At 52.9% G+C, this 23879-nt stretch carries 14 protein-coding genes and 2 pseudogenes; 7 read left to right on the top strand and 9 right to left on the bottom strand.

The annotated features are described in order from the left end of the window. Positions 1-28 precede the first annotated feature (28 nt). On the top strand, positions 29-2674 hold the full coding sequence (locus DQG13_RS04060) for an alpha-L-rhamnosidase (RefSeq protein WP_258525446.1): 2646 nt from the start codon (positions 29-31) through the stop codon (positions 2672-2674). A gap of 50 nt (positions 2675-2724) precedes the next feature. Here DQG13_RS04060 and DQG13_RS04055 read toward each other — a convergent pair whose 3' ends face one another. Beyond that, entirely contained in the window at positions 2725-5055 is a 2331-nt protein-coding gene (locus DQG13_RS04055) for a glycoside hydrolase family 2 TIM barrel-domain containing protein (RefSeq protein WP_258525444.1), read from the bottom strand. A gap of 115 nt (positions 5056-5170) precedes the next feature. Here DQG13_RS04055 and DQG13_RS04050 point away from each other — a divergent pair, with 115 nt between their 5' ends. After that, on the top strand, positions 5171-5995 hold the full coding sequence (locus DQG13_RS04050; protein ID WP_113018466.1) for an AraC family transcriptional regulator: 825 nt from the start codon (positions 5171-5173) through the stop codon (positions 5993-5995). A gap of 91 nt (positions 5996-6086) precedes the next feature. Continuing rightward, positions 6087-6626, top strand: a complete 540-nt coding sequence (locus DQG13_RS04045) for a hypothetical protein (RefSeq protein WP_146767098.1) — start codon at positions 6087-6089, stop codon at positions 6624-6626. A 25-nt stretch (positions 6627-6651) separates the two neighbouring features. Here the strand turns inward: DQG13_RS04045 and DQG13_RS04040 are convergent, their stop codons facing one another. Further along, positions 6652-8940, bottom strand: coding sequence for a GH36-type glycosyl hydrolase domain-containing protein (locus DQG13_RS04040; protein ID WP_258525462.1), 2289 nt, complete (start codon positions 8938-8940; stop codon positions 6652-6654). A 155-nt stretch (positions 8941-9095) separates the two neighbouring features. Between DQG13_RS04040 and DQG13_RS04035 the strand changes: the two genes are divergently transcribed. The 3 genes from DQG13_RS04035 (at position 9096) to DQG13_RS04025 (ending at position 11553) form a co-directional block, all read left to right on the top strand. Further along, positions 9096-9980 carry a helix-turn-helix transcriptional regulator gene (locus DQG13_RS04035; protein WP_113018463.1) on the top strand — a complete coding sequence of 295 codons (885 nt, stop codon included), beginning with the start codon at positions 9096-9098 and terminating at the stop codon, positions 9978-9980. A 78-nt stretch (positions 9981-10058) separates the two neighbouring features. Then, positions 10059-11093 (top strand): NADH:flavin oxidoreductase/NADH oxidase, encoded by a 1035-nt coding sequence (locus DQG13_RS04030; RefSeq protein WP_113018462.1) that lies wholly within the window; start codon positions 10059-10061, stop codon positions 11091-11093. Further along, positions 11065-11553 carry a MarR family winged helix-turn-helix transcriptional regulator gene (locus tag DQG13_RS04025; protein ID WP_113018461.1) on the top strand — a complete coding sequence of 163 codons (489 nt, stop codon included), beginning with the start codon at positions 11065-11067 and terminating at the stop codon, positions 11551-11553. The genes DQG13_RS04030 and DQG13_RS04025 overlap by 29 nt, the downstream gene beginning before the upstream one ends. A 113-nt stretch (positions 11554-11666) precedes the next feature. Here the strand turns inward: DQG13_RS04025 and DQG13_RS04020 are convergent. The 3 genes and pseudogenes from DQG13_RS04020 to DQG13_RS04010 form a co-directional block, all read right to left on the bottom strand. Continuing rightward, positions 11667-12746 (bottom strand): annotated as a pseudogene (locus DQG13_RS04020) (transposase); the annotation flags it as partial. 218 nt (positions 12747-12964) lie between these two features. After that, positions 12965-14980 carry a discoidin domain-containing protein gene (locus DQG13_RS04015; protein WP_181592560.1) on the bottom strand — a complete coding sequence of 672 codons (2016 nt, stop codon included), beginning with the start codon at positions 14978-14980 and terminating at the stop codon, positions 12965-12967. A gap of 90 nt (positions 14981-15070) precedes the next feature. Further along, entirely contained in the window at positions 15071-19495 is a 4425-nt protein-coding gene (locus tag DQG13_RS04010) for an S-layer homology domain-containing protein (protein ID WP_113018458.1), read from the bottom strand. A 533-nt stretch (positions 19496-20028) separates the two neighbouring features. On the opposite strand from DQG13_RS04010, the pseudogene DQG13_RS04000 reads away from it, so the two are divergent. After that, positions 20029-20523, top strand: a pseudogene (locus tag DQG13_RS04000) (aldo/keto reductase); the annotation flags it as partial. A 183-nt stretch (positions 20524-20706) separates the two neighbouring features. On the opposite strand, the gene DQG13_RS03995 reads toward DQG13_RS04000, so the two are convergent. The 4 genes from DQG13_RS03995 to DQG13_RS03980 all read right to left on the bottom strand — a co-directional run bounded on the left by DQG13_RS03995 (position 20707) and on the right by DQG13_RS03980 (position 23858). Next, on the bottom strand, positions 20707-21483 hold the full coding sequence (locus tag DQG13_RS03995; protein ID WP_113018457.1) for an alpha/beta fold hydrolase: 777 nt from the start codon (positions 21481-21483) through the stop codon (positions 20707-20709). A 26-nt stretch (positions 21484-21509) separates the two neighbouring features. Continuing rightward, a complete protein-coding gene (locus DQG13_RS03990; protein WP_113018456.1) occupies positions 21510-22025 on the bottom strand; it encodes a nitroreductase family protein in 516 nt (171 codons plus the stop codon). Further along, on the bottom strand, positions 22022-22696 hold the full coding sequence (locus tag DQG13_RS03985) for a nitroreductase family protein (protein ID WP_181592559.1): 675 nt from the start codon (positions 22694-22696) through the stop codon (positions 22022-22024). The genes DQG13_RS03990 and DQG13_RS03985 overlap by 4 nt, the downstream gene beginning before the upstream one ends. A gap of 160 nt (positions 22697-22856) precedes the next feature. Beyond that, positions 22857-23858: a hydroxyacid dehydrogenase gene (locus DQG13_RS03980; protein ID WP_181592558.1), complete on the bottom strand. Its 1002-nt coding sequence runs from the start codon at positions 23856-23858 to the stop codon at positions 22857-22859. Positions 23859-23879 lie beyond the last annotated feature (21 nt).

The raw sequence follows: 23879 nt of genomic DNA, 5'->3' as shown, positions 1-23879 counted from the left end.
AAACCGGAAATTGATAAAGGACGGGATCATGATGAAAATCGGCAATATGACATGCAACCGGATTGAGAATCCGCTTGGGTTTTTCTTGGGCAAGCCGCGTTTGAGCTGGATTACGGAGGGTGAGGAAGCGACCGTCCAAACCGCCTGCCAGGTGCAGGTTGCCTATGATGAGGCTTTCCTGGACATCCTCCATGACAGCGGCAAACGCGAGGATATTGACAGCATCGGTTATACCCTGGATCTCCGCCTTAAGCCCCGCACCCGGTATTACTGGAGAGTCCGGGTGTGGACGGAATGCGGCGAGGTCATGAGCCCTGCCGCCTGGTTTGAAACCTCCAAGCTGGAGGAGCCCTGGTCCGGCATGTGGATCACACCCGGCTGGGAGGACAAGAGCGTTCATCCCCTGCTGAGAAAAAGCTTTACCCTGGACCGGGAGATTGCCCAAGCCCGGCTTTATATCTGCGGGCTGGGGCTTTATATGGCGGAGATTAACGGCGCGCGGGTAGGAGACGAGTACCTGACTCCCTACTGCAACAGCTATAACCACTGGCTGCAATATCAGACCTTTGATGTGACAGACCTGGTGGGCAAAGGCGAGAATGCCCTTGGCGTGATGCTGGGCAACGGGTGGTACAAGGGGCGCTTCGGCTTCCAGGGCCGTCCGGACGGGTATTACGGCGACGATTTCACATTGCTGTGCGAGCTTGCGGTAACCTTTGCCGACGGCAGCACGGCAACGGTCTCCTCTGACGGCAGCTGGAAAGCGCTCCCCGCCCCTGTGCTGGAGAGCAATATTTACGACGGCGAGGTCCAGGATGCCAACCGGACAGTGGACGGATGGTCGTCCTCCGGGCTGGATGACGGCGGCTGGTCGGAGGTGCTCCCCTTTGAAGTGGACTTCAAGCTGCTGGAGCCCCGCAGAAGCATTCCGGTGCGGATCAAGGAAACCTTAACACCTGTGCGGGTCATTCATACCCCCAAGGGGGAAACGGTTCTGGACATGGGCCAGAACATGGTGGGCTGGCTCCGCTTCCAGGCGTCCGCCCCCAAGGGCAGCCATATCCGGCTGCAATACGGCGAGGAGCTGCAGGACGGCTGCTTCTACCGGGAGAATCTGCGCACCGCCAAGGCGGAATTCACCTATATCTCCGACGGCAAGCCGACCCTGGTGCAGCCTTATTTCACCTTCTACGGCTTCCGCTATGTGAAGGTGGAGGGCTGGACCGGAGAGCTCAATGTCGCAGATTTCACCGGCTGTGTTGTCTACTCCGACATGCGGCGGACGGGAAATATTGAAACCTCCAGCCCCTTAGTCAACCGGCTGTTCCAAAATGCCCTGTGGGGGCAAAAGGGCAATTTCCTGGATGTGCCCACGGACTGCCCGCAGCGCGACGAGCGGATGGGCTGGACCGGGGATGCGCAGATGTTCTCCGGGACCGCCTGCTTCAATATGGATGCCGATGCCTTCTTCCACAAATATCTGTATGATCTGGCCAAGGATCAGGCCGCCTTGGACGGAGTCGTCCCCCATGTAGTGCCGGCCTTCGGCGCAGGTCAAGCCGGCGACGAAAACGGAAAAGGCTCCAGCGCCTGGTCGGAAGCGGCCACGGTCATTCCCTGGAATCTGTATCTCCATTATGGCGACCGGGCTATTCTGGAGCAGCAGCTGGACAGCATGAAGGCTTATGTGGATTCCATCCGCAGGCAGGATGACGGCAGCAGGCTGTGGAATACGGGCTTCCACTATGGAGATTGGCTGGCTCTGGACGGACAAGGGGAATTTGCCGTTTTCGGAGGCACGCCCACGGATTTGATTTCCACCGCTTATTACGCCTATTCCGCGGAATTGGTGGCGAAGGCCGCCAAGGTGCTGGGACGGGAGGAAGTGGCTGAGGAGTACGGCCGGCTGGCCGCCGAGGTGCGGAAGGCGTTTACGGAGGAGTTCATTTCGCCCCGGGGACGGCTGGCCGTGGATACCCAAACCGCCTATATTCTGGCGCTGTTTATGGACCTGGCGCCGGAGGAGTTCCGCCTCCGAATTCTTGATTCCCTGAAGCAAAATTTAGAGAAGAACAAAAACTACTTAAAAACGGGCTTTGTCGGCACCCCCTACTTCTGCCGGGTGCTCTCGGAAAACGGCTGCAACGATCTGGCCTACAAGCTCCTCCTGAACGAGGAATTTCCAAGCTGGCTGTATGCCGTGAAGCTGGGAGCCACCACCATCTGGGAGCGGTGGAATTCCCTTCTGCCCGACGGAAAGTTCGGGGAGCTGGGCATGAACTCCCTGAACCACTATACCTACGGCTCCATTGCGGAGTGGATGTACCGGAACATGTGCGGCATTCAGCCCCTGGAGGATTGCCCGGGCTTCCGGAGAATCCGGCTGGCTCCCCAGCCCAATCGGCAGTTGGAATATGCCAAGGCGGTTTTGGACACCGCCGCGGGCCGCTATGAAAGCGGCTGGAGCTATGAGGGGAATAGCCTGCGCTACCATTTCCGCATTCCGTTCCACGCCCAAGCCGAGCTGGCGCTTCCTGATGCGGCTGCGGAGGACATTACGGTAAACGGAGCAGCGCTGGCAGACTCCAAGCTTGAATACAAGGAGGCCGACGGCAAGCTGACCATCCGGCTGACAACTGGCCGTTACGAGCTTACCCATCCGGCGCAGGGGTAACCCTTCCGCAAAAACGGCAAAAGAGGCCCGGTGCGGGCCTCTTTTGTTGTTTATTTCACATGGATGATCAGTTGGGCCGGATACATACCCTCCGCTTCCGCCGACAGGACCACCCGCCCCGTCTCTCCCGTAAACCGCAGAACCGTGCTGACCTGTCCGCGGTACAGATGCATCCATGTTCTGTCATACGGCTCGCTGGAGGACAGGTCGCCATTGTCCACACCGGCAATTCCGGCCGGCCCGGCCACGCGGAACGTGACCTTGGCGCTTTCCCGGAACACGGGAACCCCTTCCGCATCCTTGGCCCGGGCGGTAAACAGCTTATGGACCACATCCGCGGCATTGACACTGATTTCCTCCGCATCAAACGCCAGCTGCACCGCCGGTCCCGCCGTCTGCAGCGTATAGCGGCATACCTCCTGTCCCCCGATCCATCCCTTGACCACCACCGTTCCCGGCAGATAAGGAAGATAGCCGGTAATCATCCGGTTGGGGAAATCGGAGGGTTTCTTGATGTGAAGCAGCTTGCCGTTCAGCTCCATCGTCGCTTCCTCACAATTGGTGGCGATCATATAAGGAAGCACCGTTTTGTGGAATTGCGGGAAATTCCAGTGGCTGGCATAACGCGGCGCATCCCAATGCTCCTTCACGCCTTCATCGGCCAGAGAATAGTCCAGCACCGCCATATAGACCATGGGCTTGTCGGACCAGTAGCTTTCGTAGAGATAGGACAGAGGCTTGCGCTCATTGTTGGTCCAGAACAAGGAACCCGCCCAGCCCTTGGCCGGGTACCCCATGGATTCCCCCAGGTAATCGATTCCCGTCCACAGCATCCCCCCGATGACGTAATCATGCTTCTCCACATCCATCCAGGGAACATCCTCGCTGAAGTTCTGCATCTGGTCGGGATGCCCCCGGAAATACTGGTAGGTTTCCGTCCCCAGAATCAATTTGCCGGGAACGGCCTCATGGATGGCGGGATACCATTGCTCCTGGTAATTGCAGCTGATCACATCGACAATTTCGGCAATGCGCCGGATGCGCTCGATCCGGTCCTCCAGCTTATAAATTTCCGTATCGCTGACCTCGTCCACAAACTGCTGGATATCCTTCACCTTGGACAAATCCGCATTGCTCTCATACTTGAAATGCGGGTTCATGGCGTACGAAACCGGCCGGGTATCATCCAGAGTAAGCAAATGTTCTTTAAGCATCCGCAGAATGGCCAGCATGGATTCCTGCCCCTGGTTCTCAACCTCATTGCCTACACCCCACATGAAGATACAAGCGCGGTTCCGGTCCCGTTTCACCATACATTCCAGGTCCTTTTGCCATTCCGTCTCAAAATACCTGCGGTACAGGCCGCCGACCCACTTGTCAAACGGCTCCTCGTACACCAGCAGCCCCAGCTCATCGCAGATATCGAGAATTTCCGGAGCGAACATGTGATGGGCGGTGCGGATGGCATTGCAGCCGATCTCCTTGAACTTGACCAGCCGGTCTCTCCAGATTTCCGGCGTGACGGCAACGCCCAGACAGCCTGCATCCTGATGAATACACAGGCCCTTAATCTTCACCGGCTTGCCGTTGATGAACATTCCCTTGTCCGGAATCAGCTCAATCTCGCGGATGCCGATCTGCAAGCTGTACGTGTCCGCGATTTTCCCTCCCTCATAGAGGGACAACTCCACCCGGTATAAATGGGGCGTTTCAGGACTCCACAGCTTCACGTCCGGGATTTCCACCCGGATCACGCCGTTGTCGGCTTCCCCGGCGAAACAGACCTGTTCATTTGACACCGTTGCCTTTACCAAGGATGCCACCCCTGTGGCAATGGTCACAGTGGCATGATTGCCCTCAATGGCCGTTTTCACCTGAATCTCCTCCGGCTTCAGATGGCTGCGGTTTAATTCAACCAGCTTCACCGTCCGGTAGATGCCCGCTCCGGAATACCAGCGGTCCGCCGGGAACGAGGTATTGTCCACCTTCACCAGAATCAGATTCTCCCCTTCATGAATCAGGTCGGTAATATCCAGTGTAAACGGGGAATAGCCGTATTTGCGGCCGCCGGCCTCCACGCCGTTCACCCAGACGGTGCTGTTTTCATATACGCCGTCAAAGTGCAGATGGTACACATGCCCTTCCGTAATCGCCGGAATCGCAAGCCTCTTCCGGTACCAGCCGACTCCCCATCTGTCCCGGAAACCTTGCGCCTCTCCCTGCTTCATATCTTTATTAATAGGCGCGTAAATCGCCCAATCATGGGGCAAATGGACAGGCGAAAAATGCTGGTCCAGCGGCTCCTTTAACGTAAATTCCCAATCCGTCATAATGGCGGTTTCCCTGCGGGTCATCCCCGATCCCTTCCTCTCGCGCTCCATTTTTCCCATCCCCTTGCGTCCTCATTAACTTTGTTATATTTTGATTATATACAAAGCTTAATTAGCCAACAATCTGAGGATATTAAGCATAATATTAAAATATTAAGGGGTAATCATGATGAAAAGATACATACCTGTGATTACCGAATCCGACAGGGAGCTTCCTTATTATCTGGTGGATGCGGGACATCAATGGAACCAGGAGCATATTGTCCGGCCCAACGGATATTTGTACCAATGGATTCAATGCGTCCAGGGCGAGGGAGAGCTGATTACCGGAGGCAAAACCTACCGGGTGAAGGAAGGCACGGGAATGCTTTTGTTCAAGGGGGCTCCTCATGAGTATTACGCCATTACTTCCACATGGATTACGGACTGGATTGTCTTCGACGGGCATCAGGCAGGCCCCTTCCTGCAGCACACGGCAGGCTTTCCCGGCTCGGCCGTATTATATGTGTCCAGACCGGAGATTCTGCTGGCCCGGGTCCGGCAGCTTCTGGACATCGGCCACTCCGACGCCGCCCTCAAAAGCCTCAAAAGCTCCGCCGTGATCTATTCCCTTCTCACCGATATCATGCAGCATACATCCGTCCATCCCAACAGCAGCGCCACCCATCTCAACTACAAGCTGAAGCCGCTGTTTCAATATATTGAGGATAACCTCCACAGCCCGCTTACCCTGGAGGCCATGGCGGACATTGCGGGAATGACGCCGCAGCATCTGTGCACCGTTTTCAAAAAAACAACCGGCATCCGGATTTTCCAATACATCAATTCCGTCCGGATCAAAAAAAGCAAGGAGCTTCTGCTCCAGCACCCCCACCTGCAAGTAAAAGAAATTGCCGGCTTGTCCGGCTTCGAGGACGCCAATTACTTCTGCTCCGTCTTTAAGAAGCAGGAGCAGCTCACCCCCAACCAATTCAGGAGGATACATCATTAAGACGCGTTGGAAAGCAGTTTGCTTTTATTGGCGGAATATTGCCCGGAGTAATAATTACAGAATAAGGTTATATTAAGGAAAAAGTCCGAGGGTGATGCAAATGGAATATTGGTCGCAAGTTGTACAACGCCTGGACCTTCCAGCCAAGGGAGCTTGGCTGGTATACGGCCTGGGAACATTACTGGTTCTGCTTGCCCTTCTCCTGAGAAGAAAGCTTACCTGGAGGGAGTATTACGTAACCTTCGGAATTATGGCTACGGCGGGGTGGCTGGGGAATATCGTCTTATTCTTTCAGTTGGACCTGCTGGACTCCGGCGACCCTTCCATCGGAGGGATTGCCGATATTATTGTGTTTACCCTGGCTCCGTCGAGTATCGCGTTGCTTTATTTGAATTTTTACAAACCGAATATAAAATGGATCATCAGTCTTATCTTCACGGGGATGGCCTTTGTAATGGAATACTGCCTGACAGCACTTGGCTTTTTTACCCAGAAGGGCTGGCATGTATGGTATTCCATCCCCTTGTATTTTGTGCTTTTCTTCTTCTTTCTGCCGTGGCACTTGCGTTATGTGCGGGGCAAAACCGAAGTCCACGTGAATTACGTAGCCAAGCCCCCGCGGGGAAAATAAGGCGGGGGCAGGGCGGCTTCCGGAGCTATTCCAGCCAAACCTTTACTTCATACTGCCCGTTCTCCTCGTAAGGCAATAGCGGGGACGGGTGCGGCTTTCCGTTTACGATAATCTCGGCTATCTTCAGGCAGCCGTTTCCGTGCCGCTGCTCGTAGGAGATTCGGTATTCCGCGCTCCTGAAGCGTTTGCGGATCGAACATGTCTTCCATGACGGCGGCAAGCAGGGGTCAAGCCGCAAGCCGTCCATTTCAGGCTGGAGCCCGAAGATATATTGAACGAGTGATTTGGCCAGCCATGCGCCCGTTGCCGTTCTCCAGCTCTGTCCCGGAGTTGCGTAGCGGTAGCCGGTTTCCTCGGAAAAGTAAGAATTGCACATGATATAGGGCTCGCACTTCTTTTCCACCCATGTATGATCAAATGGAAGGATCTTCTCCAGACCGGTCTGAATTTTGCCGGGACGCTTCAGCATGCTGTCCACCGCAAGCTTCCAAACGGAAGGATGCAGGTAAACCCCTCCGTTTTCATGGACACCGGGAGGCTTTTGGGTCATGGAGCCGATAGACGGGTTATTCCGGGTAAAAGCCGGCCAGGAAACCAGTGTCCCCAGCTCCCGTTCCAGATACCGGTCAATGGCGTCCATGGCTTGAAGCTCCTTGCCATCCTTGGAAATTCCGGACAGCACCGCCCACAGCTGCGGAAGAACAAATATTTTCCCCTCCTCATTCTCCTTGGAGCCAAGCCGCACTCCCTCATCCGTATAAGCGGTGATATAGTATTCCCCATCCCACCCGTATCGGTCCACCAGCTCCTTCATTTCCTCTGCCTGACGGTCAGCCTCTTCCGCATCGGCAGTCGCCCCCTTCAGGCGGGCAATTTCGGCAAACTGGCGGTTGGCTCTGTACCAGGCAATGGAGAGCCATACACTGACGCCCTGCCCCTTCAGTCCGGCGGCGTTCAGGCAATCGTTCCAATCGCCGCCCCACAGCTTAATGAGCCCATGCTGGCTGCGGAAATTCCAGAGGAACCGGATGGAGCGCTGAATATGCTCGTATACGGTGCCCTCAGTGCCATCGTTAAAAGGAACGGTCTCCTCCAGCAGCTCCAGGCGGCCAAGCTCCTTCAGCGCATGATAAACGGCAAAGGTCAGCCACACGGTATTATCGGCAAAATTATGGTCGAGGATGGAACCGTTCAGGAATGTGCGCGGAGCGTACCCGTTGCTGTATTGATAGGAAAGCACCCGCTTGATCCTTGTCCAGGCCAGCTCCGGATTAATGGAGCCCAAACATTCGGAATCGCTGGTCATATCCCGGTAGCCATTGTGGCGGACACGGGCCCAGCGGCTGCCAAGATTGGTCTGGTGCTTCAGCCACGTGTTGAACAGGCAGTTCAAGTTTTCATCCGGGGTATCTATGGCAACACCGTCAATTTGGGAGCGGAACCGGGAGACCGCATTTTCCCATTCGCTGTCAATTGCGCCCGGCGTGAAGAAACGGGCCCGCTCGCGGCCCAACTCCTCCGTGCTGAAGGCAATACCGGCGACAAAATGAAGCTCCAGCTTTTGGCCCCTTTCAAGCTCCACTGTATTTTCCAGCGCAAAAACCAGCTTTTCCGCCACGCAATCGCTATTGGTGCAGCCTCCTCCGGCGCTCAGTGAGGCGGGTCTTTCCTCATGGCCATAGGTGCCGATAAATGCCGTTTTCCGGCTGTCGTAGCCGGTGGCCGGCAACTGCGAGGTTAAATATGCGAAGATCTCCTTGGAAACCGGCGAATCGAATGCGGCGAAGCTTCTTCCAATCACGGCCTGCTGCTCCGGGAGAAAATATCCGGTGGCGGTATTGTAGCCCTGCGGCTTATAATGACCGTCCAAATCCGTTCCAAAATAGGGTATAACCTTTACACGGCATTTTTCGGGGCGGAGATTTTGCAGCGTAACGGTCCATATCTCGCATAAACCATCCTCGGGTATAAACACCCGGTATGAAGAGGCGATCTGGTTGCAGGCCAGCGAGATTTGGCTGTATCCCAAGCCGTGACGGCATGAATAATCCGTGTAGCTCCGCTCTGAAGGAAGTCCGTTGGCATGCCAAAAATCGCCTGTTTCGCAATCCGCTACATACACCTGCCGGCTGGCTGCAAGCGGTATGCGGCGGCCCAGGTCATCCTGGGCAAAGCTTTCGCCGAAGCCCACCTGGGAGGCAAACCCGATAAAGCGGTCATTCCAGAAATAGTTATACCAGTGCCGCGGAGGATCGGATCTTGTTACAACAAACTCCTCCCCTTCCCCCGAGAAATGGCCGTAAGGACTGACCATTAAAATCACAACCCTTCCATTCTTATTAAAGCCCGGTATAAAAGCGGAACCCATTGAGTGTTTTCAAGGCATAGTATAAAATATTGGGAGAGTGATTACGATTCAGTATCTTGCCCTCCTCTATCAAAATCTTGCTTTAAAGCAAAGGATCTCCCATGGATAAAATTTCTCCTGTCGTTATCCGCAGCTCGGTCCTGCTGAATGGTATGAGCTATCCCCCCGGCCACAGGTTTACGCATCGGGTGGTTCAGGATTACGAGTTGGAATTGTATACGGAAAGCAGCGGCTTTATGATGCTGGACGATCACCTCTATCCCCTCCGGAAAGGGGATATTGCCTTCCGCAGACCGGGGCAGGTTACTCAAGGAATCCTGCCGTATAATTGTTTTTTAATCTGTTTGGACCTGCTGGGGAATACAGGAAAAAAGCCGAAGGGATATAACTTTCTGGCTCCCCAGGACCTTCAGGCCCATTATCCAAATCCGGTATTGGACAGCATTCCTTCGGTTATCCATCCGCCTTCTCCGGAACAGTATGAGCGGCTGTTTTCCCTGGTTCTCCGGGAATTTATCCGCTCCTCGCCCCCCTCTCCCCTTCTCTTGAAATCCTATGTGCTCCAGATTCTGGCGCATTTGAGCGAAGACGCCGCCCGGATGCCCAGTCAGGGAAAGAGAGACGCCACTGTCCAGGAGCGGCTGATTGAGAAGCTTTGCGATCACATGCAGCTTCATCTGAATAAAAGGCTGACTCTGGAAGCTCTTGGCCACATAGCCAATATGAGCCCCTATTATCTGCACCGGATATTTACCAAGCTGAAAGGAGCAACCCCCGCAGAGCATCTGGCAAAGCTCCGCATTGACAAAGCCAAAGAGCTGCTGGTGACCACTGGGCTGCCCGTTAAGGCGGTGGCGCTGGAATGCGGCTTTGAGCAGATCCCCTATTTCAGCCAGGTGTTTAAGAAACGCGAGGGATGTACGCCAAGCGAATTCCGGAGAAAGCACGGTTATGCAAATGCCTCCTATTTCTCCGCGCCTTACTGAGGAGTTGCACAAGCAAAAGCAAAGGACTATAATACATGCATGTGCATACATATTTCAAAGATGGAGGAGAGAATCGACATGTTAGATCTGTTTACACCTTACAAATTAAAGAACCTGGAGCTGAAGAACCGGGTCGTGATGCCGCCGATGTGCCAATACTCGGTACCGGCAAAGGATGGCATCGCTACCGAATGGCATTACCTGCATTATGTTAGCCGTGCTGTAGGCGGCGCCGGTCTGATCATTATCGAGATGACCGACGTGGAGCCGGACGGCCGTATTACGGATTACGACCTTGGATTATGGTCGGATGAGCAGATAGCCCCGCTCGCCCGCATTGTTGATGCTTGCCACTCTTACGGAGCAAAAGTCGGCATCCAGATTGCCCATGCCGGCCGGAAAGCGGAAGACGCGCCGGTTCCAGTGGCTCCGTCACCGCTTGCCTTCAGTGACCAGTCCAAGACGCCGCGTGAACTGACCACCGAAGAGGTTAAGGGGCTGGTCGAGAAATTCCGGCTTGCTGTTCGCCGGGCCGTTCAAGCCGGTTTCGACACGATTGAGCTGCACGGGGCGCACGGCTATCTGATCCATCAGTTTCATTCACCGCTCACCAACCGGAGAATGGACGAGTATGGCCAGGAGCTAACCCGTTTCGGCGTAGAAGTGATTCGGGCAGCCAAAGCAGAAATGCCCTCCGACATGCCGCTTATCCTGCGCATCTCCGCCCAGGAATATGTCGACGGCGGATACGGCATTGCGGATGCCATCGCCTTCTCCCGGGTGTACCGGGACGCCGGTGTTGATCTGTTCCATGTTTCTTCCGGCGGCGAGGGACCGATTGGCGGATCAGGCCGCCCCGGCACACATGTCGGTTATCAAGTTCCGCTGGCCCGCAAGCTGAAGGAAGCATTGGACGTTCCGGTCATCGCCGTTGGCCGTCTGGATGATGCTGCTTTGGCCAATGCTGTTATCGGCAATGAAGACGCCGCTCTCGTCGCTGTGGGCCGCGGTATGCTGAAGGATGCCTATTGGACGCTGGCTGCGGCAAAAATCTTAAACAAGAACGCTGAGGTGCCTAAACAATATGAATTCGGGTTTGCCCTTCGAAAATAATATAAACACATGGACAAACGGGCTGCTGGATGGCTGGATGGCCCTCTCCCAGCTCCAGTCGGAAGTGGCGGCCAAATTGGAGCAGGAGTTGAAAGCACGCCACAATTGGTCGCTGAACGATTTTTACCTGCTCTATTTCCTGTCCGTCGCACCGGAAAAAAAGCTGCGGCTGCAGCAGCTCGAAGCAATGCTGGGGCTCAGCCAAAGCGCTGTATCCCGGTTGGTCAGCCGGTTCGAGGCGAGAGGATGCGGGGCGCTGCGCCGGCATATCTGTGAGGAGGACCGCCGCAGCATCTATACCGGCTTAACCGAGCTGGGCGAGGGCAAGGTGCAGGAGGCGCTGGCTACATTCCTCGCGGTACTGGGAGAGACGTTATCTGCGGAAACCCTTATGCAAGCTGTCGCGCTGCTGAAACCAAACGGCCAACTTAACGAAGGAGGAAAATCCAATGACCTTTAAAAGTCTGGTGAAAAATTAGCTTTTGGCCAAATCCAACGGTTACAGAAATCCCTACATCCGCGGCTTAACCTGCCAATTGAGATCGTTGTCCGTTCTTGGGCAGTATCCGCAACCGGATTCGCGCATATTAAACTACCGGCTACAGGCCGATTTTTCTTAAATCGGCAGAGTCGTTTCAAATTCTGGACAATGCCTGTCCACGTTGCCTGTTCTTGCATGCGATCCAATCCACGACTATTGGCGCGGTCCATCCCATGGACATTCTTCGCCTCTGCAAATCCATGTTCACAACGGACCCTCATCCTCTGAACGTGACGGTATCCGCCATGGATTTGCTTCGCCGCGTTAGAGATTTGGATCAGTCGGATCTTGTTTGCCCGTTGGGCTTGGATTCTGGGGTTGTGGCTCTTCCGCTTGTACACCGGTTCATCGTCCAACTCCAGACTCTTCAAACTAACAAGCGGCGTGATGCCCAAATCCTTCAGGCTGGCCAAATATTCCTTGCTGCCGTATGCTTTGTCCGCAGATAAGGTGCGGATGGTAATGGACGGATGCCGAAATCGAATCGCGGCCAATTGTTGCAGACTGACTTCTCGTTCTGCGGTACCCGAAGCTCGACTCGCACGACGATCCAGAATCACACCCGTTCGAACATCCACAAGATCATGGACAAGGAACCGAGGATGGGCCTCTTGTCCGGCACTCTTTTTGTAAAGACGGGAATCCGGATCGCTGGTGCTTCGGTGACTTTCGTTTGAGAAGGTTTTTCCATGAAAGTCCTCATGGACTGCCTGTTCCATCAAGCCGGACGCGCCACGTGCTGAAGGTGGGGGCGGATCTGGGTCATCCTTGGATGACGATTCCTGCTCGTGGCCTTTATCTTCGACGGCTTGCCGAGCCAGATAGGCCTCGATGGATTCCACGGGAGCCAATTGGATTTCTTCCAAGCCATGAATCGAAACGTTCGCTCGAACCTGGGTGCCATCAACAGCGGCATCGACAGCGGCATCGACATTCGTTTTCACAAGGCCGGCAGCCAGGCATTGATCCACAACGTGTTTCATGAGCTTGTCGAGAACGCCGTGTTCCCGCCAGAGCTTGCGTGTCTTCACAAGGGTCGTTCGATCAGGTAATCAAAGGTCGGCCGTATCCGGGTGCTGAACAGACTCAAAGTCCAAGCCGCAGAACCAGAGGTTGTTTGTATTAGTTTACCATATTCGCGTCAGGTCTCTTCATAGAGATTGACTTTTTCACCAGACTTTTAAGCCATATCGGCGCATTTTTGTATTTCGAAAACTGTCATTTGCTTTCACAATTCATCCATTCGACTTATAAAAGCGATAAAAAACATTCATTTTATAGGAAAGAGGGCTCCAAATGAGTGGAACCCTCCCGCCTGATTTCATATTTGTTAATAAATACGTAAGGAAGATGTTTTGTCGTTCCAGCCATATGGACTTAGCGATGTCTGGTCCGCAGTCAATGTCAGCTTGGAACCTTGAAAATTATTATCCCAATATAGTTCTACCGTCGCTCCTCCGTATATTCTCAAGGAGGTAATATCGTCGTTCCGGATCCCGGCCTCCTGGAGCTCGGCAAGCGTATATTTCCCTTTGGGCAGGCTGACCGCATATCCGCCATAGCTTCCGTCCTTGTAGAATGTCGCGCCCTGTTGCTGCCCGTATACCCCAAGTTCGTAGATGCGGGCCGAGTTATCCCCGTTCCTGGCTGTACTATCCGTAACGAGCAATCGAACATATCTACCGAATGTGTTCACTTGGTGCGTGGTTGCATTGGCCTTGTTGTTCGCGACATTCACTTCGCTGGTCCAATCGGTGCCATTGTCGCTTACTTGAATTTGGTAGGCCACCGTATTGTAATCAGCATTCTCACCGCCCGCTGCGGCATGCAGTATGACAAATTGTGTGAAGTTGTGACGGACACCCAAATCCAATTGCAACCAATGTGGCTCGGACCCGACAGAGCACCATTTGCTATTTCCAACGGTTGTTCCATCCACGGCTTTTTCCGGCGTTTCCCCGCTGCGATAGCCGTCCGCACTTACGGCTGCATTTCGAGCGACATTCACGTAATCAAACAATTGCAGCTCAGACAGTTGTAGAGCAGAGCCGCCGTTGCTCGTTATCTCTAGCCGGATATATTCGAAGCCGGTAGCATTGTTGAACGTATATTCCTTCGTCTGAAAACGCAATTCAAAACTTTGATTGGATCTGGTGTCGAGAGTGACCCAATTCACGCCGTCATTCGAACCCTTGACCGTCCAATTTTTCGGATCACGAGTCGTCTGGTTGTCATTCGCTGAGGAGATGCGATACCGATTCACGACAAACTGGCTTTCGTTCGCGAATCGAAACTGAATCCACGCTGTGCCGTGCGGCGTGTAGTATTTAGTTAATTTGTTGTGATCGAACGCCTTTGTTATATCCTCGCCGGCCGGACTGTCTGTATATTGTGACGACGGGCTTCCGAAGTTCGTACGATCCGGGGCCGGGTCTCCTGTCAGCGGTATGTCTACCACCAATTGAACCGGGTAATGATCGGAAGGATAATGCCCGTTCTCGTTGTATCTGTTAATTTGGATCGATTGGATCTGGCGAACATTTCGTTGGAAAATCCAATCGATATGACCTGTCGTCGTAGACCCGTCGAAGTTGCTATAGGTTCCATCATCATCCGTATAAGAGTGACCCGCATCCGCCCACGTATCATTCAGGTCTGAATTCTGAAGCGCAAGGAAGGCGTTGCTTGTTTCCTGTACGTTCAGATCTCCTCCGAGAAGTACCGGCGCGTTAGGTGAAATCGCATATTTAGCGATCCGATCCAAGATAACGTAAGCTGCCTGCTCTTGTGCGCCTTCCGTCAATCCAAAATGAGTGTTGAAGTAATAAAACTCGGCTTTATTGTTATCCTTGGACCTAAACTTGGCCCAGGTGCAAATGCGAGGCCAAGCCGTATCATACGGACTCTTGCTGCCGACGATATCCGGCGTATCGCTTAACCAGAATTGTCCCGATTCTACCACTTCGAACTTGTCCGATCGATACATGATGTTGTTGTATTCATTGGTTGTATTGCCGAAGCGCGAGATTCCAATCGAAGCGTACGGTCCGTTCAAGTGACCCAACAAGTAGTCAATCTGAAATTGATAGCCTTCCTGCATTCCCAATACGTCAGGGCCGAACGAATCGATCGCGTTGACGACCCTGTCTTTACGAACGTCCCAGGCTTGGTCGCCACTTCCCGATCCCCCGTTGCGAATATTGAAAGTCATAATCTTAAGGTTGTACGGGCTCAATTCCGCGGCTGTTGCTCTTGAGACTGGTTGTACGCCAAGGCCGAATCCGGTAAAGGCGACCACGATTGCCAGTATCATAATAAAGCGCTTTCTTATATTTGCAAACATCATTATCACTCCTTGCTTTATAATGCAAACATAACGCAGAAGCATCATAATGAGTTTTCTGCGTTATGTTTGTCAAACTATTAAATTGAGAATCTATTTGTCAAGCATATTCAGCAGCAAGGTCACGGCTTCCGCGCGGGTCGCCGAATCGTTCGGAGCGAATATATCCCCTCCTCGTCCGCTGATGATGCCGAGCCCTGTGAGAGCCTTGACCGCCGATTTGGCCCATTGCGGAATCTTCTCGTCGTCGACGAAACCCGTATCCGTTGCCTGATCCGCTGGCAACTGAAGCGCCTTGGCGATCATGACTGCCATCTCCGATCGCGTGATGATTGTATTCGGGCGGAAATTGCCGTCCTCATAACCGCTGACGATACCAGCTTCGACGGCTTGGGCGACCGCTTTTGCCGCCCACTCACCGATCTTATCGCGGTCCTTGAACGTTAGCACTGTGTCAGTAGTCTCCTTCTTCAGCGCATTCATCAGCATGATCGTAAACTCGGCGCGTGTGACAGACTTGTTCGGCTTGAACGTGCCATCAGGATAACCGACAACCAGCTTCTTGGCCACTGCGCTGATGATGGAGCTATTCGCCCAATGCCCTTCAATATCCGAAAATGTCGGCAATGACGGGCTCGGTTCGCCATCGGCCTGCTCTACCGCCAGTACCGCGAATTTAGTGAAGTGGTTTACCTCGGCTGTGATACGATCTCCTTCAATCTTGCCGCCAATTTCAACCCAAACTTTTTTGGCTTCGTCATAGTAGAAGATCGCAGCTCTTTGACCTGCCTTCATCGCAGTCTGATCGAACTTCAGCGAGATCGTGACCGGTTTTTTGAAGTTGCCGGAGACATTCTTCAGCATCTCGAACACATGGCTGACGATGTCACCCTGATCCGTCTTCCATGGCGTCGCGTCAAGCAGCTTCTCTATTGTGATGCGCAACTCTTGTTCGGCTGCGCCTGCGGGAACCTTGACGAGAGCTGCATCTTCAAGGCCAACCTCACCGGCTTTCCCGGCAGGTATGACGATGCTGCCGCTGGTCGATTTGACAGGGTTGTCGGTGACTGGGGTATTACCGTTATCCGAGGGTGTCGACGGTTCTGACGGTTCAGATGGTAACACGACAGCCGGTTCTACCCGTAGTTCGCTAACTTTGAGCGATTTACCCACACCGATTGCGAACACCTTGATGATGAAATCTTTATTGCCGTCCCAACTTGTTATTTTCCTCAAGTCGAAGGTGAATACACCCGTTTCATCAGTGTCACCTTGTATTGTGATATCTCCTCCACTTTGATGAGGTTCCGTATGAAGCTTGAGCGCCCATTTCGCCCCATCGTCCAGGCTATCAATTTTGACTCGAAGAATGGGAAGATCGGTAAGATTGTAAGACACAGGAATCCCTGCATATCCGAAACTTCTATCCTTATAAATAGTTCCGTCATAGTTCATTTCATTTACGCTAATCGTACCGACACCGTCAGTCGCTGTTACTTTGCCGTATCTTAAGTCCGTCCAATCCGAAACATCGGAAAAATCCTCGATTTGCAAAGGTTGAACACCAGCTGTCGGCAACACGTCCTTGGAGTACGCTGTGGATTGGAACCCGAGAATCCGGGTGTACACGAGGATCGCTGCCGCTCCACTTGGTACCGTTTTTTTGTCAAAAGTGTAATTTACGTCTTCCATGTTGCCCACCGGAATTGTTGCGATTGGAACCTCTGACAGTTTCCCGCTTGCATTTCCCCAAAACAGGGCGTATTCCTGGTCGTCAACCGGGTTATTCGTTGGCGTGATGGTTATTTTGCCGCTTACCAAATGGTCCGACGAAACAGCAGCTGCCAGATACGGCAAGCCAAGTTCCTCATTCGCCAATTCGTAGATCGGCTTGGAAGGATTCGATTGGGCGGATTCGCCGACCGCATTTACAGCCGACACTGTAAACGTGTATTCGCCATCCTTATCCAGCCCTGTGACGGAAATTGGGCTTGCGTCCCCTTTCACCGTCTTGACGGGAATGCCGCCCTGCAATACCGTAACCTTATAATTCAGAACCTCACTGCCTCCATCGTCTCTAGATGGAACGAAGAGCACTTTGGCCGATCCCTCATCAGAGGCGGCATATACATCGTGAGGCGCACCAGGAACAGTTGCCCCCACGCGGCCGGTTAATGGAATTTCCACGACCAATTCAACTGGATAATGATCGGAAGGATAGACACCACCTTCATTGTAATGATTGATCTTGATCGATTGAATTTTGTTTACATTGCGTTCGAAAATCCAATCAATGTGTCCCTCGTTAAGCAAGCCTTCAAAATTGCCGTAGGTGCCATCATCCGTATAGGAATGTCCCGCTTCTGTCCAGGTATCGTTGAGGCTGGAATTCTCAAGCAATTTAAAAGCGGCATTGTCTGTGTCGGCATTTAAATCGCCCCCCAGAAATACGGGTACATCTGGCGAGTATACAATTTGGTCCATCTGATCCAGAATAACAGAGGAACCTTGCTTCTTGGCCTCATCTTTCGTTGAAAAATGGGTGTTAAAGTAATAAAACTCGGCTTGCGGGTTATCGATTACCTTGAACTTAGCCCAGGTGGCTATACGAGGATATTGCGGATCAAATAAGCTCTTACTTCCCACAAGATTCGGTGTATCGCTTAACCAGAATGTTCCCGAATCCACCACTTCGAATTTGTCAGAGCGATACAAGATGTTATTATATTCTTCTTCCGTATTGCCATAGCGCGAGACTCCAATTGAGGCGTACTGTTCGTCCAAGTTATCAATCAAATAATTAATAAGCTCGTTATGGGCTTCCTGCATGCCAAACACGTCTGGAGCAAAATCATTAATGATTTTGGTAAATATTCTTTTGCGAGTGTTCCATAATTCTGCATCAACACCTGATCCATCCTTGATATTGAACGTCATTAAATTCAGTTTGTATGTTGGAATCGGTGCCGCGATTGCCACCGCTGAATAATCACTCTCCCCTTCAGCGTTCTTAGCCTTTACCGCAAATGCGTATTCCTTACCGATCGTTAGGCCTGTCGCCGTGAACGTAGCGTCCGGTACGTCTGTTCCTACGCGCTCCCAATCAGCAGGATTTTCCGGTGCAGTCGAACCCTCATATTGGTATATATCGTAACGATCCTCTACCCCGTAACCACTCGCATCTACTATATCATTCCATGATAAGGTCGCCCATGAATTCCCGACTGTTGCAACGAGATCGTTTGGTGCCGCTGGTGCTGCTGCCGGCTCCGCCCACAGTTCGCTGATTCTGAAGGATTTGTTCCCAGTGCCGCTCGGGTACACGAGTCTGATTGTGAAGTTCTTTAAACCAGCCATCCCCCATGACTTATCTGCCTTACGCAGATCGAAGGCAAATTCGCCAGTTTTGACAGTGTCAGTTACTACTGTTAATTCCCCATCACTTGTTTTAAGTTTTAATGCCCATGTTATTCCTTCGTCAACGCCGTCAATCTTGATACGAAGGATGGGAAGATCTGTGACGTTGTAAGTCACCGGAATGCCTACATTTCCCCATTTATCTTCAGTATGAGTGATCACCCCAGCACCGTTGATTTCTTCTATCGTCCCCCTTACCAAGTCTGTCCAATTCGAAACATCGCCATCGCTGAAGTCTTCAAGCCGCAGCGGTTCAATCTCATGTTTGGAACCATCCGCTTCGGGCCTTGCGATTGCAGTTCCTGAATAATCACTCGCGCCTAGTGCGTTCGTTGCCTTTACCGCGAATGTGTAGCTTGTACCATTCGTAAGTCCTTTCACGGTGTACGCAGGATCTGTCACAACTTCTCCCACAAGCTTCCAGTCTGCAGGATTCACCGGTGCAACCATGCCCTCATATTGGTATACATTGTAACTGACCGTCCCTGCCGAAGCATTCCACATCAAGGTCGCCGATGAATCGCCGGCCGATGCTACAAGACCGCTTGGCGTCGATGGCGCTCCTGGCTCCGCCCATAGTTCGCTGATTCTGTATGACTTATTTTTCGTGTTACTCCCGAACATCAATCTGAGTTCAAATTTTTTTACACCGCTCCAGTTCTTTGTATTCTCATTTTTCCTCAAATCAAAGGCAACTTCTCCAGTTACATTCGTATCTCCTTGTATCGTTTTATCTCCGTCGCCTGCATTCAGCTTTAACGCCCACAGACCTCCCTCGTCAACGCTGTCTATCTTTAGGTGTAGAATCGGCAGCTCGGAAACATTGTAGGTCACTGATTTCCCTACATATCCATAACTGTCACTATTTGAAGTCATCACCCCAACGCCTTCGATTGCTTCAAACGTACCGCGGCTTTTGTAGACGTCCGTCCAATCTGAAACATCGATGAAGTCCTCAAGCAGCAAAGGCGCAATATCACCTGAGGAACCAACCGCCGCTTCTGCCCTAGGGACTGTCTGTGTACCAAGACCCAATCCCGCAAAGACCAACAAGCCTGTTAGAAACAAGATAAAGCGCTTTCTTATTTTTAAACCGGCCATTATTCCATTCACTCCCTTAACACAATTATTGTTTGCCTTATAAGGTTAGCAAGCGCTTGCAATATACGTCTATTTCGAAAACTGGATACGGCTTTAAATGTGCCGTATCCTGCTTTCAAAATCCGGCATTCGCCTTCACTTTTAAGCATTTCTATACTCAATAAGGGTCATCTGCTTTATAGTGAAACAAATAGGGCAACAAGAGCCTTCGTCAAACAGCGGGAGGAATTCATTCATGAAGGGCACTTTAAGCCGACTCATCCGATATAAAGCATGAGTTCTGTTAACCGAATATAGCGTTGAACTTGCCTTCCACTTTCACCGGCGTCTCGCCCTACAACTTCTGCGCTTTCCGACTCCCGACAACTTGTCGGGAAATTAGATCTGTTCGTTAACCCTGCCGATTTATCGCCGCCAGCTTCATCCGATAGGCAAACGCTTTTTCGCTCGGTGAGATATATTCCCGTTGCAGGTTGCTATCCACCATGATAATCGTAGCTTGGTCGTCGTCCAGTTCGCGAACGAGACAAGGAGCTATCGGCGTGTCGAATTTCTCTATCGATCAGCTGTGGGAAGCGAACAAGGATGGTTATGTGGATGTACTGCAATCCCACTATAATCTGCTGCACCGCAAGGCCGAGCAGGATTTGCTTCCCTATACCCGCGAGCATGGGATTTCCTTTGTGCCGTATTTCCCGCTTGGGTCGGGGCTTCTTGGCGGCAAGTATCGGCCGTGGGATACGTTTAGGACTTCCGCAAAAACAACCCGTTGTTCCAGGGCGAGACCTTCGCGCGCAATCTTGATAAGGTAGAACAGGTACGCCGCATTGCGGAAGCCAAAGGGGCGGAGGTAGCGCATACTGGCGTGGTATTTAACCGTGGATGGAATTGATGCTCTGATTCCCGGCGCAAAACGGCCCGAGCAGGTGCTTTCCAATCTGGAGCCCCTCAAGGTGGAGTTGACGGAAGAAGAGATCCGCAGATTGACGCGATTTTTGCTTCATGATGCGTTCATAGATCACTGTTAAGGTAAGAACAACAGCCAGACGGTGAATGCAACACTTCGCCCGTCTGGCTGTCTTCGATAATTGCAACAACTGCAAATCCTCTCTCCATCATGTTTAACCGAATTACCGGGCAATCTCCCAAGCAATTTCGTGACAATCATGAAAAAACGCATTACATCACTTAACGCGAAACCAGCCGAATCGCTACCTCTGGACGGCACGGCTGTTAGCTTTATCCCAAAACCTCAACGCCCGTGAAATCCATTCCTGCGGACGGTGCACACTCAGCTCTCCATGGCGGTACTCCGGAAGAATTTCCACCCGGCAATCGTGCATGACCTCTTGAAGGAGCGTAGCCGATCTGCGGATGGGAGCCGGGTCCTTGCCGGCCACCAGACAAAGCAGCGGCACCTCGCAAACGCGAAGCTCCTCTCTCAGAACATAAGCGTTATGCGAAACGAACAAGGCATCGATGCTGTCCTTATGAAATGCCGACATTTCCTGAATGCAGGCATCCATGGAAGCGCGGTCCAGTTGAAAATGCCGGGGCAGCCTGCGGTTGGACAATTTGGCCATCACGCCTCCTGTCATGAAGCGAAATAAGCCGCGGTGGATAAGCGTATATTTCAACAAATGCGGCTGCGGGATACAAAGCGCCCCTTCAACGATGGCATACTTTGCCAGCTTCCTCCGTTGGGTCAGCATTTCCAGCGCAATCTGCCCGCCAAGCGACACGCCGGCCAGGGCAAACAGCTTCCCTCCCCATACTTCATCGATATAGGCAAGCAATTCATTGGCCGACTGGACGGTTGAGCCATAACGCTGCGTTGCATCATTGCCATACCCGTCCAAGACGGGAACAACGACGCAGTAGCGGTCCTTCAGCTGCTCCGCATGTCTGACAAAGGTCCGCGACCAGCCGGCTCCATGAATCAGCATCACAACGGGCAGGTGTTTTTCCCCAAAAACCAAGAACTCCATAACAAGTCTCCTTCGTGCCCCGTGCTTCAGACAATGTCGATCCGCAGCGACTTTTCCCCGGGCTCCTTTGCCGGTTCGTCCTTAAAATAGCCAAGCCCCAGCACGCCGGCAATCCGTTCATGCTGCTGAAGTCCTGCGGCAGTGCAGAAAGCCCGGCATTCCTCCCGCAACGGCAAATGCCACTCCATGCCCAACCCGCTGGCTGAAGCGAGAATCTGCAGATTCTGAATCAGGCAGCAGGCGGCGGCAAAATCTTCCCCAGCTTCCCGGGCATCCTCGGGAACGGGAGCCACTACAATCAGGCAAGCCGGCGCCTCCATGATCATCCCCTGGATGGCTGCATGGGTGGGCAAGTCGAATAAATCCGCCAGCTTGGCGCGGTAATCCCCGGCCACCCAAATAAACCGCCAAGGCTCGCGCAAATGATGATTCGGCGCCCACACCGCTTCCTCCAGAAGCGCCTGTACTTGCCCCTCCGTCACCGGATGCCCGTCGAACTGTTCGCGGCCTCCGATCCGCTTCATTATCGGCTGGATACTCATGCTTCTCCTCCTTGTCCCGTGTCCCCTCCCAGCACAGTCCACTTTTCCGCGGCAGGGGTGCGGCTTTTTCCTTTTGGCAGCTTGTCGTATGCTCCAACATACAGCAGGCAAACAAGACGCTCGTCTCCGGCAAGTCCGAGCCCGGCCTTCAGCAGCTCATGCTCAATAACCAGCTCCGTATTCCATACCAGCCCGATTTGGCGCTCCCAGGCAAGCAGCGTAAAGCTATGAATAATCCCGCTGGCCGCGGCTATTTGCCGGTCATTATAGGAAGGATTGCCGCATTCCCGGACAATAACAGCCGCAATCAGCGGGATTTTGGCCACTTGTCCGGCCATAGCCTGCACAACCTTGCCCGGCATCCAACGGTATAAGCCCTGACCGCTGTAAGCGGCCATAATGGCTTGACCCGCCTTGCGCTTCCCTTCGTCGCTGGCAAAAAAAATAAACCGCAGCCCATCCGGGTCATACTCCAAGGCAACCGTGTCCGCCGCCAGCTTGAGCATAGCTGCCAGCTCCTGCACCGGCACAGCTTGTTTGGCGAATCTGCGGATGGTTCTTCGCTCGCGAATCAAGCGGGCTGCCTCTCTGCAAGAATCAGGCAGAACAGATTGCGCTGTCCGGCGGCCCGCTTCGGGAGGGTCTCCCCCCGCCGCGCGGTTATTCGCCATTTTCAACTCCTCCATTGCCTCAGCCCCTCCGTATTTGATCTATACTGATTATATCGATAATGATAATCATTTTCAATTGATAAACTGCCTTTTTCCGCCAGCACAAAAAAAGCAACCCATCTCGCTTGATGAGTTACTTTTTTATAGAGCGTAATCGGCATTATCTCGGAGTTAACCGTTTGTACACATCCCGCGTTATGATTCCTTTCGGTTGGGCGCCGGATAATAACCGCTTCAAATCCTCAATAACGAAATTCCCCATCTCCGGCTTGAGCCTGCTGTGAAACCCGCCGATATGCGGCAGACACCATACATTCGGCAAATGAAGAAGCGGATTGTCCGCAGGCAGCGGCTCCCGTTCATATACATCCAATACCGCTTGAAATCTTCCCGTGGACAGCTCGCTTATCAGCATTTGCTCGTCGATGATAGCGCCCCGCGCTGTGTTTACAAGGAGAGCGCCGTCGCGTATTTTCCGCAGCTGCTCGGAGCCGATCATTTTTTCGGTAGCCGGCGTCCATGTGTTATGCAGTGAAATAATATCCGAACGCGACAACAACGAATCCAGCGAGCATAGCTCAACCCCCAGGGAGGCGGCTTCCGTCTCGCTGCAATAGCGGGAATATAAAAGAAGCTTCGGGCGAAAAGGCTTCAGCAGCCGGATCACATGGCGGGAGATTTCTCCGTAACCGATAAGTCCCACCGTACAATAGGATAAGCCGGGAACCGTTTCCACATTATTATTTGACCACATGCCGGCTCTTAAGGACTCGCCATAGCTCCGGAGCTTCCATGCCCCCGCCAGCATATAGGCAACTGCTGCCTCGGCGGTGGACTGGGCCAACAGCGGATTGGCATTCGTCACGGTGATGGGGGTATCAAAAACATCCTCATTCACCACAGAAACCACTGAGCCGGCCGCATGCCCGATAAATTTCAGGCGGTCGGCGTGGCGCAGCACCTCATAGCCCAGCTTCGGCGATCCCCATGAGGTAATGCACGCATCATACTCCCTCACAAGGGAGGCCAGCTCTTGCTCTGTATAAGCCCGTCCTTCCTCCAGCCAGCCCACTTCCGAAAAAGCCTCCAACCGTTTAACCGTTTCCGGACGGAACAACAATTGCCTGAGATCATGATTGGTCACGGTAATTAATGTTTTCACTGAAATCCCTCCATTGCCGCG

This window comes from Paenibacillus sp. YN15 (assembly GCF_003285005.1).
GTDB lineage: Bacteria > Bacillota > Bacilli > Paenibacillales > NBRC-103111 > Paenibacillus_AR.
This window is presented reverse-complemented; position numbering and strand designations above follow the sequence as displayed.

Excerpts from the sequence above, each read along its gene's own strand:
- DQG13_RS04060 (WP_258525446.1), top strand. The coding sequence starts at position 29 with ATGATGAAAATCGGCAATATGACATGCAACCGGATTGAGAATCCGCTT.
- DQG13_RS04055 (WP_258525444.1), bottom strand. The coding sequence starts at position 5,055 with ATGGAGCGCGAGAGGAAGGGATCGGGGATGACCCGCAGGGAAACCGCC.
- DQG13_RS04050 (WP_113018466.1), top strand. The coding sequence starts at position 5,171 with ATGATGAAAAGATACATACCTGTGATTACCGAATCCGACAGGGAGCTT.
- DQG13_RS04040 (WP_258525462.1), bottom strand. The coding sequence starts at position 8,940 with ATGGTCAGTCCTTACGGCCATTTCTCGGGGGAAGGGGAGGAGTTTGTT.
- DQG13_RS04035 (WP_113018463.1), top strand. The coding sequence starts at position 9,096 with ATGGATAAAATTTCTCCTGTCGTTATCCGCAGCTCGGTCCTGCTGAAT.
- DQG13_RS04030 (WP_113018462.1), top strand. The coding sequence starts at position 10,059 with ATGTTAGATCTGTTTACACCTTACAAATTAAAGAACCTGGAGCTGAAG.
- DQG13_RS04025 (WP_113018461.1), top strand. The coding sequence starts at position 11,065 with ATGAATTCGGGTTTGCCCTTCGAAAATAATATAAACACATGGACAAAC.
- DQG13_RS04015 (WP_181592560.1), bottom strand. The coding sequence starts at position 14,980 with ATGATGTTTGCAAATATAAGAAAGCGCTTTATTATGATACTGGCAATC.
- DQG13_RS04010 (WP_113018458.1), bottom strand. The coding sequence starts at position 19,495 with ATGGCCGGTTTAAAAATAAGAAAGCGCTTTATCTTGTTTCTAACAGGC.
- DQG13_RS03995 (WP_113018457.1), bottom strand. The coding sequence starts at position 21,483 with ATGGAGTTCTTGGTTTTTGGGGAAAAACACCTGCCCGTTGTGATGCTG.
- DQG13_RS03990 (WP_113018456.1), bottom strand. The coding sequence starts at position 22,025 with ATGAGTATCCAGCCGATAATGAAGCGGATCGGAGGCCGCGAACAGTTC.
- DQG13_RS03985 (WP_181592559.1), bottom strand. The coding sequence starts at position 22,696 with ATGGCGAATAACCGCGCGGCGGGGGGAGACCCTCCCGAAGCGGGCCGC.